The organism is Streptomyces sp. DSM 41931 (assembly GCF_050271085.1).
Taxonomy (GTDB): domain Bacteria; phylum Actinomycetota; class Actinomycetes; order Streptomycetales; family Streptomycetaceae; genus Streptomyces; species Streptomyces albogriseolus.
Genome location: NZ_CP189902.1, coordinates 2,119,790 through 2,135,099, shown reverse-complemented (window position 1 = coordinate 2,135,099; position 15,310 = coordinate 2,119,790). Strand labels below are relative to the sequence as shown.

The 15,310-nt window shown below is 75.6% G+C and carries 12 protein-coding genes; 4 read left to right on the top strand and 8 right to left on the bottom strand.

What is annotated here, in order from left to right; genetic code table 11:
* Nucleotides 1–6: 6 nt before the first annotated feature.
* From ACP7TJ_RS09985 to ACP7TJ_RS09955, 7 genes are all read right to left on the bottom strand, one after another.
* Nucleotides 7–921, bottom strand: a complete 915-nt coding sequence (locus tag ACP7TJ_RS09985) for a hypothetical protein (protein WP_208840275.1) — start codon at nucleotides 919–921, stop codon at nucleotides 7–9.
* Nucleotides 922–936: 15 nt separating this feature from the next.
* Nucleotides 937–1,689 carry a class I SAM-dependent methyltransferase gene (locus ACP7TJ_RS09980; RefSeq protein WP_093764741.1) on the bottom strand — a complete coding sequence of 251 codons (753 nt, stop codon included), beginning with the start codon at nucleotides 1,687–1,689 and terminating at the stop codon, nucleotides 937–939.
* The gene (locus tag ACP7TJ_RS09975) at nucleotides 1,690–2,967 is read right to left on the bottom strand and encodes a condensation protein (protein WP_167743087.1); all 1,278 of its coding nucleotides are present in this window, start codon (nucleotides 2,965–2,967) and stop codon (nucleotides 1,690–1,692) included.
* Nucleotides 2,964–7,343, bottom strand: coding sequence for an alpha-(1->3)-arabinofuranosyltransferase domain-containing protein (locus tag ACP7TJ_RS09970; RefSeq protein ID WP_376724593.1), 4,380 nt, complete (start codon nucleotides 7,341–7,343; stop codon nucleotides 2,964–2,966). Before ACP7TJ_RS09970 ends, ACP7TJ_RS09975 begins: the two co-directional genes overlap by 4 nt.
* Complete coding sequence (locus tag ACP7TJ_RS09965; RefSeq protein WP_093764739.1) at nucleotides 7,340–8,086, bottom strand: class I SAM-dependent methyltransferase; 747 nt, start codon at nucleotides 8,084–8,086, stop codon at nucleotides 7,340–7,342. The genes ACP7TJ_RS09970 and ACP7TJ_RS09965 overlap by 4 nt, the downstream gene beginning before the upstream one ends.
* Entirely contained in the window at nucleotides 8,083–9,222 is a 1,140-nt protein-coding gene (locus ACP7TJ_RS09960; protein WP_193457601.1) for a glycosyltransferase family 4 protein, read from the bottom strand. The genes ACP7TJ_RS09965 and ACP7TJ_RS09960 overlap by 4 nt, the downstream gene beginning before the upstream one ends.
* A 251-nt stretch (nucleotides 9,223–9,473) precedes the next feature.
* Complete coding sequence (locus tag ACP7TJ_RS09955) at nucleotides 9,474–10,445, bottom strand: DUF3068 domain-containing protein (protein WP_189911198.1); 972 nt, start codon at nucleotides 10,443–10,445, stop codon at nucleotides 9,474–9,476.
* Nucleotides 10,446–10,656: 211 nt separating this feature from the next.
* Here ACP7TJ_RS09955 and ACP7TJ_RS09950 point away from each other — a divergent pair, with 211 nt between their 5' ends.
* The 4 genes from ACP7TJ_RS09950 to ACP7TJ_RS09935 all read left to right on the top strand — a co-directional run bounded on the left by ACP7TJ_RS09950 (nucleotide 10,657) and on the right by ACP7TJ_RS09935 (nucleotide 13,846).
* On the top strand, nucleotides 10,657–10,809 hold the full coding sequence (locus tag ACP7TJ_RS09950) for a hypothetical protein (RefSeq protein ID WP_176710862.1): 153 nt from the start codon (nucleotides 10,657–10,659) through the stop codon (nucleotides 10,807–10,809).
* Between the two features lie 3 nt (nucleotides 10,810–10,812).
* On the top strand, nucleotides 10,813–12,054 hold the full coding sequence (locus ACP7TJ_RS09945; RefSeq protein ID WP_167743079.1) for a PucR family transcriptional regulator: 1,242 nt from the start codon (nucleotides 10,813–10,815) through the stop codon (nucleotides 12,052–12,054).
* 170 nt (nucleotides 12,055–12,224) lie between these two features.
* Nucleotides 12,225–12,998 carry an IclR family transcriptional regulator gene (locus ACP7TJ_RS09940; protein WP_167743077.1) on the top strand — a complete coding sequence of 258 codons (774 nt, stop codon included), beginning with the start codon at nucleotides 12,225–12,227 and terminating at the stop codon, nucleotides 12,996–12,998.
* Nucleotides 12,995–13,846, top strand: coding sequence for an SMP-30/gluconolactonase/LRE family protein (locus ACP7TJ_RS09935; protein WP_427762839.1), 852 nt, complete (start codon nucleotides 12,995–12,997; stop codon nucleotides 13,844–13,846). Before ACP7TJ_RS09940 ends, ACP7TJ_RS09935 begins: the two co-directional genes overlap by 4 nt.
* A gap of 12 nt (nucleotides 13,847–13,858) precedes the next feature.
* Here ACP7TJ_RS09935 and ACP7TJ_RS09930 read toward each other — a convergent pair whose 3' ends face one another.
* Nucleotides 13,859–15,283, bottom strand: coding sequence for an FAD-dependent oxidoreductase (locus tag ACP7TJ_RS09930; protein ID WP_427762837.1), 1,425 nt, complete (start codon nucleotides 15,281–15,283; stop codon nucleotides 13,859–13,861).
* Nucleotides 15,284–15,310 lie beyond the last annotated feature (27 nt).

Genomic DNA, 15,310 nt, shown 5'->3' with positions numbered 1-15,310 from the left:
GTGTCGTCAACTCCTCGGTGTGGCGGGGGATCGGGGCGCGGTGTCGTGCTTGGGCATGGCGAGCAGCACGGTCACCGCGAGGACGGTGCCGAGCACGCGCAGCGCCAGCCGCAGCGGCTCGTCCGGCAGTTCCTCGCCGAACGACAGCGTGCCGAGCACCGCCGTGAACAGGCACGTCACGGTCGTGCACACCGGAACGATCAGCGAGGCCCGGCAGCGCTGCAGCGCCGCCTGCGACATCACCAGCCCGAACGCCCCGGTGAACAGCAGCAGATACGGGTACGGGGAGCGCAGCAGCGCGACGGCCGACGCGCCGACGCCGCTGGTCGTGAGGTGGCTCGACACGCCCTTCACGGCGAGCGAGCTGACCCCGTAGAGCAGGCCCACGGCCACGCCGTACTCCACGCCGGTGGTGGGCAGCCGGTGCCGGTGGCGGGCGTTGCGCTCGGCGGACGAGTACAGCCACACCCCGGCCGCCAGCGCCGGCACGCACACCAGCAGGATCAGCGGGTACGGCGCGTCCCGGCCCACGGTGTCGGCGTCCGCGCCGCTCTCCCGCAGCGACAGCACCACCATCAGCAGCGCCAGCAGGATCGCACCGAGCGCGTACCGCTCCCGGCCGCTGGTCTCCTCGCCCAGCAGCCGCGCCGACAGCAGCACCAGCAGCACCAGGCCGGAGACGAACAGGCCCTGCGCGGCGGCGATCGGCAGCGTGCGGTACACGGCGAGCTGCGCGGCGAACCCGGCCGCGAGGGCCAGTGAGCCGCCGATCCACAGCGGGCTGCCCAGCACCAGCCGCAGCAGCCGGGCCGGCCGGCGCACCGTCACCTCGGGCAGCGCGCCCAGCGCCCGCTTCTCCAGCACGAACCCCGCGCTGTACAGGACGTTCGCCAGCAGCGCCGCGCCCACTCCCCACCACATCTCCCCCCGCCCCCCTCACGCCCGCCGCGCGTGCAGCAGCAGGATCGACGCGAGCGACGGCGCCCCGCAGGCCAGCCGGTCCAGCGGCCGCAGCACCCGCGGCACCCCGTGGAACGGCGCCCCCTCCAGCGTCACGACGGTGAAGCCGGACGCGGCGACGAACTCCCGCAGCGCGCGGGCCGTGTACAGCCGCAGATGCCCCACGACCTCCGCGCCCGGCCGTCCGTGGATGGAGCGCAGGCTCACCTCGGAGAACACCGGCTGCACCCCGGCGAGCAGCAGGGCGCGGTTGTACCAGGCGGCCAGGTTCGGCGTGGAGAGCATGAGATGACCGCCCGGCCGCAGCACCCGGCGGATCTCGTCGAGCGCCGCGTCCGGGTCGACCAGATGCTCCAGCACCTCGCTGAACAGCACCGCGTCCGCCGACCCCGACGCGAACGGCAGCCCTCCGCCGCCGAGTTCGCCGCGCACCGCGTACGGCAGCCGGGTGCGCGCCCGGGTGAGGGCGTCCTGCGACCAGTCGACGCCGATCAGCCGGTGGCCGCGCAGCAGCGGGGCGGCGGTGGCGGCCGCGGTGCCGTCGCCGCAGCCGATGTCCAGGACCGTGCGCGGACCCGAGGCGCCGGCCGGGCCCAGCGCGCGGGCCAGCATGCGGGCCTGGCGCAGACTCCGGGACGGGCCCGAGGCGACGGGCACGGCCGGGTTCTCGTAGAAGTCACGCAGCCCGGGGGGCGGGGGCGGGGTGGCCGGGGATGCGGTGGTGGACACTCAGGTCGCCTCCGTGGTCCGCAGATGGTGCGCGAACAGCTCGCGCAGATGCGCGCCGTCGCCGTCCCCGAGCAGCCCGCCCGACCAGCGCAGCGCCAGATGCAGCCGGCCCGCCGTGGACGCGGTGGTGAAGGTCAGCCCGCGCGGCATCCGGGCGGGCGCCGAGAACCACACGGCCCGCGCCCGGCCCGCGTCCTCCCCGAAGTCCAGCGGGTACGGGACGCGTCCGATGTTGCTGAGCAGCGTGGTCGACGTCCACGGCGCCGCCGCCCGGCGCAGCGCCCGGGTCAGCGCGGCCCGGCAGGCGACCGGCGCCCACGGAGCGGTCAGCAGCGCCGCGCCGTGCCCGAGCTGGGGCCGGGGGAGGGCTTTGAGGGCGCGGGTGCGCAGGGCGGTACGGCGCAGCAGCTCCGGCACCGCGTCCGCGTCCAGCTCCTCCGGCGCGAAGACCACGTCGACCAGCCGGGTGCCGTTGCCGATCGGCATGCCGCTGTCCCGGGGCCGGTCGTCCACCGGCATGGTGATCCGCAGCGGACGGACCCGCGCGCCGCGCTCCCGGTTCCAGTGCGCCACGGTCAGCGCGGTGGCCGCCATCAGCTGGTCGTTCACCGTGTACGGGGCGTCCTTCGGACGGCGCGGCAGCGGCAGCTCCGTGACGATCAGCCCGTTGCCGGGCGCCGGTCCGGGCGCGCCGCGTGCCACCCGGGCGGGCCTCGTCCACGGGGACGGGGTGTCCGGCGGGACGGGCGGCGCGTCGTGCGGACGGACGGGCGGGGCGGCCGGCTCGTTGTCCCGGCCGCCGTACAGCTCGGCGGCGGTGGCCAGCACGCGCAGACAGGAGGGGCCGTCCATCGCGGTGTGGTTGACGGTGAGGACCAGGACGGTGCCCTCCGCCTCCCCGCGCACGGCTTCCAGCCGGACCGGCGGCGACACGGTGAGCGGGGGCGCCGCGCGCAGCGCCCGCGTACGGGCGTCCCGCAGGGCGTGCGGTCCCGGCACCGGGAAGCTCACGGGCTCCGCGTCCGGCCCGTCGGTCGGCTCCCATGTGTAGCGACGCCGGTACCAGGGCCCGGAAGCCTCCCGCACCAGGCTCCTCGGATGCCGCCGCAACGCCTCGCCGAACGCCTTGCGCAGCCGTCCCGGATCCACCTCACCGGGCAGGTGCACCTCGATGTGGACGGTCTCCGGTTCCTCGTGCCGGAGACAGTGCCGGGAGATCTCGTCGACGACGGGGAAGGGGATGCGGGCGGGGCCGCCCGGACGGGCGTGCGCGCTCATGCGGGGCCTCCCGCGCCGGGAGGCGTGGGGCCTGCGGTCCCCGGGCCGGCGGGTCCGCGTCGTCCCGGTTCGCCCCGTGACGGGAGCGGCGGCAGGAACGGGCGTACCCGGGCCGCGGGGGGACGCGGGGCTGCCGGCCGGGAGCCGGGGGCGGGACGCGCCCCCGCGGGCAGGGCCGCCGTGTCCTCCGGGCCGCCGGCCGGGGGAAGCCCGGCGTCCTCCTCACCCGGTCCCGGCTCCCCTCCGGCGGGCGCGTCGTCCCGCTCCCGGCCCGCGCCCAGGGTCACCAGCGCCGCGAACAGGCCGGTCAGGGCCAGCACCTGGGCCATGTGTCCGAACGCCCCCTCGCCCGCGGTCACCGCCCCTCCCGCGCCCACCGCCGCCGCGAGGCCCGCTCCCGTGAGGGTCGTGAAGGCCACCGGGGGCAGCAGGGACCGCCGGCGCCGGGCGAGCAGCGCCAGGGCCGGGACCAGCAGGGCCCACCAGCCCGCGATCACCACGCCCGTCAACGTCACCGCGACCGCGCCCAGCCACACGCCCGGGGCGGGCGGCGCCGGCGGCGGGCCGTCCGGGTTCTCCGCCCGGCGGCGCCACAGCAGCAGGCCCGCCAGCGCCACGATCCCGGCGCCGCTCGCGATCAGCGCGGCGTCGTACGTCGTGGCGGGCCCGTAGGAGAGCTTCACCGTGCCGCCCTCGCCCGCCGGGACGAGCCAGCCCTGCTGCCAGCCGTCCAGCCGCAGCGGGGTCAGCTCCTCGCCGTCGAGGGTGGCCTTCCAGCCGTCGTTGTGGTTCTCGTGCGTCGTCAGGTAGGAGGCGGCGCCGGGCCCGACGAGCACCTCGCGGCGGTCGCCCAGCCAGTCCCGTACCCGCAGGTCGCGCCCGGTGGCCGCGCGTTCCGGAACGGCGCCCAGGGCCAGCGTCACCTCGGTGGTGGTGAGCGGGCCCGCGTCGCCGGCCTCGATCTCGTGCGGTCCCGCGGAAAGGTCCAGCCCGGGGACGGTCCGCCCGTCGCGGCACGGCGTCACCTCGACGGGCCGCCGCTCCACCAGGTCCCGCACGGTGCCGCGTACGGAGGTGTCGTAGCGCTCGCCGTCCACCGTCAGCACGGGGCCCCTGCCGCACCCCAGCGAGAACGCGGGGTCGCCCTCCGGCTGGGGGGTGCGGAGGTCGTCCAGCGCCGGGACGTACGCCTCCGTCAGCCCCACCGGGAGCTGGAGGTCCTCGCCCACCGCCGGGTTGTGCACGGTGAGCGGGGCGGTGCGGGTGACCGTGATGTCGAGGCGGTCGGTGGTCATCGGCGGGAACCGCACCCAGCCGTTGTCGTCGACGCCCGCCACCACCGCGCCGGCCGGGGAGGTGATCCGCACCTCGGCGGCCCGCGCGGACAGCCCGCCGGCGGGCGCCAGCACCAGTTCGCCGATCCGCCGCTTCCCCGGCCAGCTCAGCCGGACGGTCGGTTCGTCGCCCGCGATCCACGCGGTGGTCAGGTCCCCGTCGGTGAGGTTCCGCGCGGACAGGCCCGCGCCCAGCCGTGCCGTGGAGTCCGCCGTCGCGACGATCCTCCGCCGCTGCTGGGGCGCCACCTCGTACAGCAGCCGGTCCAGCGCCTCGCCCGGCACCGCCACCGCGCTCGCCCGCACCGCGTACGTCCCGGCCTGGACGGCGCCGACGATCCGGCGCAGCCCGGACTCGCTGCCCGCGAGGGACAGTCCGGTGGGGTCGGCGGCCCGGTGCAGCGACACGATCCGCGCGGACGCCGTGGTGTCCTCGCCGTCCTCGGGCAGCCGCAGCAGCCGCGTCACTCGCACGCCGGGCAGCTCCACCTCGGAGAAGCCGGCGCCGGTGACACCGGGGCGCGGGACGGTGGAGCCGACGATCGTCAGTTTCATCCAGCGGGTCGGGCCGGCCGGCGCGTCGATCCGCTCCCGCTCGCCGTCGACGCGCAGGAACGAGGTCGCGGAGCCGTTCTCCGTCTCCACCCGCACCTCGGTCGGCGCCGCCCGCACCCCGTTCTGGGGGAGCGGGGTGACGCGGAGGGCGTCCGGCATGTCGTAGCGGCCGTCGAAGGCGATCCGCAGCCACTGCCCGTCCGGGGTGTCGTCGGCGCCCTCCGCCCAGCCGGTCGCCGGGTCGCCGTCGAAGGCGTGCACCGGGTCGTACTGCGGCAGATGGAACAGCCAGTTGCCGTAGGAGGACGCCGACACCTCGCGTGCGCCGCGCAGTTCGGCCACCGTCTGGTGCTCCTCGCCCTCGACGGGGAGGATCTGCCGGGGCCGCTCGCCCGGCTCCTGGGCGGCGTCCGGCGCGTTGCGCTCGTCGGGCGTGTACGTGTACGAGGTGTTCGAGTTGACCAGCCCGAACCGGGTGTCCGCGCGGCGCAGCCCGTCGCCGGTCACCTGCACCGCCGGGGCGCCCAGCCCCGGATGCGCGTCGCCGGTCAGCACGGCGGGCCGGCCGCGCAGCTCCTCCGCCAGCGGCAGCAGCGATTCGGGACCGCCGGACACCACGGCCGTGTCGGCCACCGGCAGCAGCTCCGCCGGGCCCGGCCGGGGCACGTCCGCCCCGGCCGGGCGGTAGATCTCCACCGCGCGCTGCCGCGGGTACAGGCCCTCCACCTGGAGCGGGGTGCCCGGGGCGATGACCCCGCCGGTCGTCACGGGACCCAGGCCCTGGACCCGCTCGTACCCGGACTGCTCCAGGGCGCGCTTCACCGTCGCCGTGGGCACCTGGCCGAGCTGGTCCGGGTCGAGGTCGTTGCGGACGACGACGTAGTGCACGCCCGCCCGGCTCAAGTAGTCGGCGAGACCGGGCACTTCACCGCCGGTCAGCAGCGCCTGCTCCACCGCGTCCAGGGCCCGCCGGTTGCCGGGCGTGCCGAACGGCACGTAGTCGCGCTGCGCCCACGGGGAGGCGGCGACCACGTCGAGCGGCTGGTCGATGGTCGATCCCCAGGTGTGGATGCCGTGCGCGGTCGCCGGCACCACCAGGGCGCGCGCGTCCGGTGAGTTCTTCTCCAGCCAGTCGGCGGTCGCCCGCCAGTACGCGGGGATCTCCTGGAACGAGCCGGGGCCGAGCACCTTGCCGCCGACGTACGGCCAGGCCAGCCCCGGCAGCACCAGCACCGCCGCGAGCAGCGCGGCCGTCCGCGTCCCCGGCCGCCGCCGCGCCCCCCGGCCCGGCACGCCCCGCCCGGCGAGGTGCGCCAGACCGAGCACGAGGGCCAGCGCCAGGCCCGTCTGGAACTTGTAGACGTTCCGGAACGGCGACAGCCACCCGTCCAGCCAGTCCTGCACCGTCCCGTGGAACGGCCCGCCGGACGCACCGCCGTACCCGGCGAGCAGCACCAGCGCCGCGGCCAGCACCGTCAGCACCAGCCAGCGCCGCTCCGGCATGTCCCGCCGGGCCAGGCCCGCCAGTCCGAGGCCCGCCGCGCACGCCGAGCAGACGATCACGGCCGCCGAGGACGCCACCGCCCAGCCGGCCGGCAGCCACGGCTCGCCGAAGTGCAGATACGCCACCCAGTTCCCGGCGCCGCGCAGCGCCTCCGTCGCCGCCATCGTGTCGGTGGTGGTGCGCGCGGTCTCGATGTAGGGGAGGAAGTTCTCCCCGTGGACGCCGAGCAGCAGCAGCGGGATCCACCACCAGGCGGTCGCCACCGCCACCGCGGGCGCCCACCACGCGATCAGCTTCCACTTCCGCGGTCCCGGCGGGCGGGACAGCAGATACAGCCCGACCGGCAGCAGCGACGCCAGTGTGGAGGCCGCGTTGACGCCGCCCATGAACGGCACCAGCAGCGCCGACCGCAGCGCCGCGACCCGGGCCGCGTACCGCTGGTCCGCCAGCGGCAGCAGCACCCACGGCAGCAGGGCGCCGGGCAGCGCGGCGGCCGAGGTGGAGCCGACGACCGTGGTGAACACCGGCCACAGCGCGTACGCCGCCGCCGCGACCGTCCGGGACGCCCCGCCGCCGACGCGCAGCCGCTCCGCCAGCCGCAGCGCGCCCCAGAACGCCACCGTCACGATCAGCGACATCCACAGCCGCTCCGCCAGCCACACCGGCAGCCGCACCAGGTCGGCCAGCCAGTAGTACGGCAGCATCGGCCACAGATAGCCGGTGTACTGGTCGGCGATCCCGCCGAACGAGCCGCGGCTCTGCCACAGCTGGCCCAGGTCGGCCAGGAACCGGCCCGGGTCGACGGTGACGCCGAGCTTGGTGTCGAAGGTCTGCCGTCCCGGCCGGACGGCCACGAGCAGGACGAACACCACCGCCCAGAAGCCGAGCAGCCAGCGGCGCGAGCGCGGGCCGCGTGGCGGTCCCGCCGCCGTGGGGCCGGCCGGGACGGCGGCGGGAGGGGGAGCCTGGACCGTGGTCGTCATGCGGGACACCGCCGGAGGATGAGGAGGAGGTTCCAGGTGGCGAACTCGCGGAGACCGGGCACCTTCACCACGGTCTCCGTCAGGAAGGGCCAGTAGCGGGAGCGGGCGGAGACGATCCGCACGTCGTCGCGGCCGCGCACCTGGCGCAGGGTGGGGCCGACGTGCACGGCGAACAGGTTCTCGCCGAGGGTGTGCTTCGCGGGCCGGCCGGTACGGCGCTCGTGACGGGCACGGGCCCGCCCGGCGCCCAGGTAGTGCCAGGGCGCCCACTCGTGACCGCCCCACGGGGACAGCCAGTTGGTGAACGACACGTAGATCAGCCCGCCCGGCCGGGTCACCCGCACCAGCTCGCTGAGGAAGGTCCGCGGATCGGCCACGTGCTCCAGCACGTTGGAGGAGAACGTGACGTCCGCGGCCCCGTCGGCGAGCGGCAGCAGATAGCCGTCCGCGAGCACCGCGCCCTCGGGCGGCTTCTCGCCCAGCTCCCGCGCGTCGGGCTCGAACAGGCAGGCCAGCGCGCCCCGGGCGCGGAACTCGCGGGTGAAGTACCCGCTGCCGCCGCCGACGTCCGCGACGACCCGCCCGGCCACCGGCCCGTCGTACGCCTCCACCTGGTCGACGGCGTCACGGGCGAGGAGGGCGTAGCAGGCGTCCGGGTCGTCCTGCTCGCGCAGGAAGGCGCGGAACAGCGCGAGGGAGCGCCGCAGGGAGGGGTCGTCGTACGGAGGGCGGGACCGCGTCACCGTGCGGCCTCCCGGGCGACGGCCCGGAACTGGCGCACGGTGTGCTCCCACCGGTAGCGGGCGGCGACGTCCCGTGCCGCCTTGCCCATGTGGGCGCGCCGGTCCGCGGCCAGGGTGAGGGAGATCCACGCGGCGGCGAAGGAGGACTCGCCGCGGGCGAGCACCCCCGTCTCGCCGTCCCGCACGGAGTCGCGCAGTCCGGGCACGTCGAAGGCGATCGCCGGGGTCTGACGGGCCGCCGCCTCGGTGACGACGAGACCCCAGCCCTCCACGGCGGAGGGATGCAGCAGCAGCCAGGCCGCGCACAGCAGCCGGTGCTTCTCGGTCTCGGAGACATGCCCGGTGAAGCGGACCCGGGGTCCTGCGAGCCGCTCGAGACGCTCCCGTTCGGGCCCGTCGCCGACGATCACCAGGGTGCCGCCGGTGACCGGCCGCACCCGTTCCCACAGCCGCAGCAGCAGGTCGATCCGCTTGTACTCGACGAGCCGGCCCACCGCCACGAAGAGCGGTTCGGGGGAGCGTTCGGTGCGCGGGCCCGGCTCGGCGACCCCGTTGTGCACCACGCGGATCCGCTCCCGCGGCACGCCGATGCGCTGGAGGGCGTGCGCCGTGGACGGGGACACCGCGACGACCAGGCCGTGCCGGTGCGCCCCGGTGAGGGCCCAGTGCTCCAGCTTCCGGCCGAGCCGCGCGGCGGGCGCCAGCGGGCCGCCGAACCGCATCGGCCACAGGTCGGTGTGCACATGGTTGACCAGGCACAGGGTGGGCCCGCGGTGCCACAGCGGCGCGAAGTACGGCATGCCGTTGCACACCTCGACCAGCAGGTCGCAGTCGCCGACCTGCCGGGCGAACGCGGAACGGGCGCGCAGGTAGTGGTCGTACGGTCCGCCCGCCGACACCACCCGGTAGTCGCGGAAGGCCGCGGGCCCTCCGCACAGCAGGGTGACCTCGTGGCCCCGCCGGCTCAGACCGTCGGCGAGACGGTCGACCAGCAGCTCGGAGCCGCCGGCGGACGGACTGCCCAGCTCCCGGTGGGCGAGGAAGACGATCCGGCGCGGATGTGGGGGGAGCGCCGGGGAGAGCTGCTGCGCGCCGGGGAGTGCTGTGCGCAGCGAGGACGGCACGTGCTGGGGCATCGGTGCTCCAACTCGTCTCGATGTGAAGTGGCGTGGGGAGGAACGCGGGGTGGTGCACAGGGGGTGGGGCGGGGCCGGCGGCCCCGGGGCCGGGGTCCTGAAAGGGACCCCGGGACGTCCTGGGTAGGGATGTGGACGGTCCGTGTGTGGGTGGGGATGGCACAGTTTTCGCCCAGGCGTTCCCCACGGCTACTCACCGGCGTGACAATTTCCGGCATTTCTTACTCGTGAGTCACTTCTTTTGGTGAGGGTCACGCGGACGGAGCGAGCGGATCCGGACGCGCCGTCACTTTCCGGCCGCGCGCCAGGAGGACGACACCGGCCGCGGCGAGCAGACCGCCCGCCACCGCCGCGCCGAGCGGCACGGTCTCGCCGAGCAGCCGCAGCCGGTCGCCGTCGTCCTTCGCCTGCTCCACGGCGGCCCGCTGGGTCTCCTCGGTGAACGCGATCTTCTCGGCGTCCAGCAGCACCGCCCTGTCCTCGGTCCCGCCCGGGGCGCGCAGCGTCTGCCGGGGCCCGGTCTGCGCGTACAGCACCCGGCCGGTGCGCTGGTCCACGATCAGCTCCACGCCGTGGTTGGCGTACCACTCCTCGGCCGCCACCTGACCGCCGCCCGGCAGACCGACGAGGCGGCCGGGCACCAGCCGGGTGCCGGTGCGGGTGGGCGGCACCGACCCGGTGAAGCGGTAGCCGGTGTGGCCCAGGACCTTCTCGGTGCCCCGGTAGCGCAGCACGACCGTGTCGCCGAGGGTGTTGTCCCACCACCGGTAGGCCCGTTTCCGCACGTCGAAGGGGAACTTGAGGTAGGCCTCGCCCTGGATGCGCGGCTTCGCGCCGCAGCAGTGGACCGGCGCGGTGGTGCGGCGGTCCAGCACCCAGCGGTGCGGGGTGAACGACAGCGCGTCGTGCGGGTCGGCGGCCGGCAGCGTCCTGTCGGTGTCGACGGACGTGATGACGTCCCACACCGCCTTGCCGCTGCGCTCGCTCTCCCGGACGTCGCCGCGCACCCGCTGGGTCACGGTGATCCGCTGGTCCGGCACCGTCTCGACCTTCTCCAGGTCGAAGACGCTGCCCCGGCCGGTGTAGACGGCGGTGGTGTCGATGTCGGTGGGATTGACCGCGGCCCGTGGCTGCACGTACTGGACGAGCAGGGGCGCCAGCACCAGGAGGAAGGTGCCGAGACCCAGCAGGACCAGGGAGAACGGGGAGACTGAACGGCGCATCCGGGCACTCCAGAGGCTCGGTCGGCGGGCCGCTGACGGGTCCGCCGTACGGGAAGGTGCGCGTGCGGGAGTCCCCACCCCCTAGGGCTGGGAACCGTAAGCGCCCCTTGACGGAGTGTCAATGAGGTGCCGAGACTGGGTCACGACGGACAGGGGTGGTCGGTCACGTGGGGGTGGGGAACCCTCCCCGACAGAGAGGCTGAACCCTGCGATGTCCAGACTGCTCGCCGCCTGCCTGACGGTCGCGCTCGCGGCCCTCCTCGCCGTGGGAACGGCGTTCGGCGTCGTGGCCCTGCTCGAGGCCACCCCCGACCAGCCGAACACTCCACTGATCACCTACGAGCAGGCCGACCAGGGGAGCTGACCCGTGACGGCCTCCCGTACCCTGACCGCCCGTTCCGCCTGGCACGCCGTACCGCGCCACCAGGTGCACCGGTTCGCCGAGATCGCCCTGGCCGAGGCGCCCGCGCTGGCCGAGGAGATCATGGGCGAGATCCGGCGCGAGTACCCCCATCTGCCGGTGGTGCTCGACGACTCCGGCGAGCCGATGGCCCTCATCGGCATCCGCCGCGCCATCGAGGTGTTCGTCCGGCACCTCGCCCAGGGCGACCACTCGGTGGGCCGGCCCACCGTGCCGCCCGGCGTCTTCCAGGACTTCGGACGCGGCGAAGGACTGAACGGCCGCTCGCTGGACGCGCTCCAGGCGACCTACCGGATGGGCGTCCGCATGGCCTGGCGCCGGTTCGCCGAGATCGGCCAGCGCCTCGACATCCCCCCGCCCGCCATGTACGAACTCGTCGACGCCGGCTACGAGTACCTGGACGGTCTGGTCGACCAGTCGGTGCGGGGTTACGCCGAGGCGGCGGCCCGGCAGGCGGGCGAACGGCTGCGGCTGCAGCGCCGGCTGATGGACCTGCTGCTCGCCGAGCACCACCGGGGCGACCCGGCCGACGCACTCGCCGAACGCGCGGCCCGGATCGGCTGGCCGGTGCCCGACCGGGTCGCGGCCGGGGTGCTGCTGCGCCCGGGGCGCGAGGCCGTCGCGCCCGCGGTGGGGCAGGGGGTGCTGCTCGACATGGAGCACGAGCGGCCCCGCATGGTCGTCCCCGAACCCGGCGCGGCCGGCCGCCGCGAACTGCTGCACCGGGCGCTCGCCGGCTGGTCCGGGGCGATCGGGCCGCCCGTGCCGGTCACCGAGGCGGCGAAGTCGCTGCGGTGGGCGGAGGCGGCGGTACGGCTGATGGAACGGGGGCTGCTGCCGTGCGGTGAGGTGCTGTACTGCACCGAGCACACCGAGGCGCTGGTGCTGCTGCAGCCGGAGGAGCTGATCGACGATCTCGCGCTGCGGTGTCTGGCGCCGTTGGCGCACTGCGCTCCCGCGCACGGGCGGAGGCTGGCGGAGACGCTGCTGGCGTGGCTGGAGACGCGGGGCGGGGCGCCGGAGGTGGCGGTGCGGCTGGGGGTGCATCCGCAGACGGTGCGGTATCGGTTACGGCAGATCCGGGAGCTGTTCGGTGAGGCGGTGGACGATGCCGATCGGCGGTTCGAGCTGGAGCTGGTGTTGCGGGCGCAGCGGTTGAGGGGGTTGCTGGGCGGCACGGTCGAGTAGCGGCGTCCGGGGTGCGTCTGCAGGGAGCGGCCGGGTGCGGGTTCGTCGTGGCTGGTCGCGCAGTTCCCCGCGCCCCTTTCGGGGCGTTGCCCCTGGGGTGGGGTGTGGCTAGCCTGTGTTCGTCATGCCGATCGTCTGTTGGTATATCGAACACTAGGAGGGGGCCGGTCGTGGGACGACTCGTACCTGCCGTGACCCGGGCTCTCGACATACTCGAGCTCTTCCTGGACGGGGACGGCACGCTCTCCGCCCCCGACATCGTGCGCAGGCTCCAACTGCCGCGCACCACCGTCCACGAGCTGGTCACCACGCTCGCCGCCCGCAAGTACATCGTCCCGGTCGCCGGTCAGCCCGGCCGCTACCGGCTGGGCGTCCGGCCGTACCAGCTGGGCGCCCGTTACGCCGAGCACCTGGACCTGGCCGCCGAGGGGCAGCAGGTCGCCCGGTCCGTCGCCGAGACCTGCGACGAGACCGTGCACGTGGCGATCCTGGAGGACACCGACGTCATCTACATCGCCAAGGTGGACTCCACCCACGCGGTGCGGATGGTGTCGGCGGCCGGCCGCCGGCTCCCCGCGCACTGCACCTCCGTCGGCAAGATGCTGCTGGCCTCCCTCCCCGAGCCGGAACTGGCCGCGCGCTTCCCCGACGGGGCGGAGCTGACCGCGATGACCCCGAACAGCATCACCGACCCGGCCGTCCTGCGCGAGACCCTCGCCGAGATCCGCACCCGGGGCGTGGCGGTGGAGAGCCGCGAGTCCAACCCGGACGTGTCCTGCGTCGCCGCCCCGGTGCGCGACCGCACCGGACAGGTGGTCGCCGCGCTGTCCATTTCCGTACCGATGATCCGCTGGAGCGACGAGCGCCGGGCCGAGCTGGAGCAGCTCGCCGTCAAGGGCGCCGCCGAACTCTCCGAGCGCCTGGGCCACAGGAGCATGGCATGACACTCGCGTTCGACGTCGCGGTCCGCGCGGAGGCGGAACTGGGCGAGGGAGCCACCTGGGACCCGGCCACCGGGCGGCTGCTGTGGATCGACATCCTGGGCGCGCGGGTGCACACCTACGACCCCGCCACCGGCCGCCGCACCGTGCGCCGTACCGAGCAGCACGTGGGCGCGGTCAAGCCGCGCGCGGGCGGCGGTCTGGTGCTGAACCTGCGGGACGGCGTCGGCCTGATCGACCCCGACGACACCTTCCGCTGGCTGCACCGCGAACCGGTCGCGGGCCGCCGCGGCAACGACGCCGCCGTCGCTCCCGACGGCAGCCTCCTCGCGGGCACCATGCGCTACGACGAGGCGCTTGGCGGCGGCACCCTGACCCGGGTGACCGGCGACGGCGCGGCCACCGTCCTCCTGGACGACGTGACGGTGAGCAACGGCACCGGCTGGAGCCCCGACGGCCGGCTGATGTACTACGTCGACACGCCCACCCGTCGCGTCGACGTGTTCGACGCCGGCGAGGACGGCACGATCGGCGGCCGCCGTCCGCTCGCGGAGATCGAGGAGGGCGCCGGCTTCCCCGACGGCCTCACCGTCGACGCCGACGGCTGTGTGTGGGTGGCCCTGTGGGACGGGGGAGCGGTGCGCCGCTACACCCCCGACGGTGAGCTGGACCGGGTGATCGAGCTGCCCGTCCCGCGGGTCACGTGCTGCGCCTTCGGCGGCCCCGGGCTGACCGACCTGTACATCACCACGGCCCGCGTGGGCCTCACCGCCCCGCACCCGCTCGCCGGGTCCCTGCTGGTGGTGCCGGGAGCGGGCAAGGGCGTCGCGCAGCCCGCCTTCGCCGGCTGAGGCGGCCCGGTCTCAGGACAGGCCGGCCGCCTTGCGCTCCTCGGCGGTCAGCGGCGGGTCCGTCAGGGCGGGCTTCAGCGGCCCCGCCAGCGCCGCCACGAGGATCCGCGGGGCCAGCAGCACCCCCGGGTGCCGTTCCAGCGACGTCACGTCGGTGACCCGCCGCGCGACGCGCCCGTTCCCGGTGGCCGTGTGCATCAGCCGGCCGACGTAGGCGGCCGTCCACCGGTCCCGCGCGGACGGGCCGTCGTGGGTCGGGCCCGGGTAGAACACGTCCTGGCCCAGGGCGAGGTCCCAGGCGGCGCCCACCGGCCGGGACACCGCGCGCTGCGCGCGGCGGGCCAGCCCCGGCGTGCCCCAGCCGTGCCGCCGTACCGTCTCGCGCAGCGCCACCGCGCCGCGCGCCGCCACCGACATGCCGTGGCCGTAGACGGGGTTGAGCGCGGCCAGCGCGTCCCCGAGCACCACCAGGTTCTCCGGCCACGCCTTCATCCGTTCGTAGAAGAAGCGGCGGTTGCCGGTGGCCCGGGTGAGCGACACCTCCGTCTCCGGGACCGCCGCGCCGAGCAGGTCGGCGATCACCGGGTGCCGCAGCTCCTCGCGGGCGTACCGCTCGAAGTCGTCCGCCTGGGAGGTGGGTTCGCCGCCCCGCGTGCCGAACAGGGTGACCAGCCAGCGCCCGTCCTCCACGGGGAGCAGCACCCCGCCGCGGCCCGGTCCGCCCGCCCGCGGGTCCTGCTGGACGTTGACGACCGGGAAGCCGTCCCGGGCCCCCTCCGGGGCGCGGTAGAGACGGCTCGCGTACACCAGCCCGGTGTCCACCTCCCGGCACTCGGGGGCGGGCAGCCCGGCGTCGGCCAGCCACCGGGAGGTGCGGGAGGCGCGGCCCGTGGCGTCCACCACGAGACCGGCCCGCAGCGTGCGCTCGGCGCCGTCGCGCGTGCGGACCCGGACGCCGGTGACGGCGGCGCGGGTGCCGTCGAGCGAAAGGACCTCGGTCCGGTCGAGCAGCTCGATCCGCCCGTCGGCGAGCACCTGGGCCCGCAGGGTCGCCTCCAGCAGGTCCCGCGTGCACAGCAGCATGAAGTGGGACTCGTCCCAGCGCCGGTACCAGCCGTAGGGCGACAGCACCACCATGTCCGCGGTGACCGGCTGGTGGTGGGCCCCCACGGCCCGCAGCCGGTCGACGGCGCCCGGCACGAGGTCCTCCAGGGCGTGCGCCCCGCCCGACCACAGCTGGTGCGCGTGCCGGGCCTGGGGGACGCCGCGCCGCGGCTCGGGTCCGGCGGGCAGCGCGTCGCGCTCCACGACGGTGACCCGGGCGAACGGGGCCAGCGCCCGCGCGGCGAGCAGTCCGGCGACGGATCCGCCGAGCACGACGGCGGTGGCGGGACGTCCGTCCGCGGACGGGCGTCTTCTCTCTGGGGCGGCGGGCACGCTCTTCGTTCTCCTGACCTGTCGTCG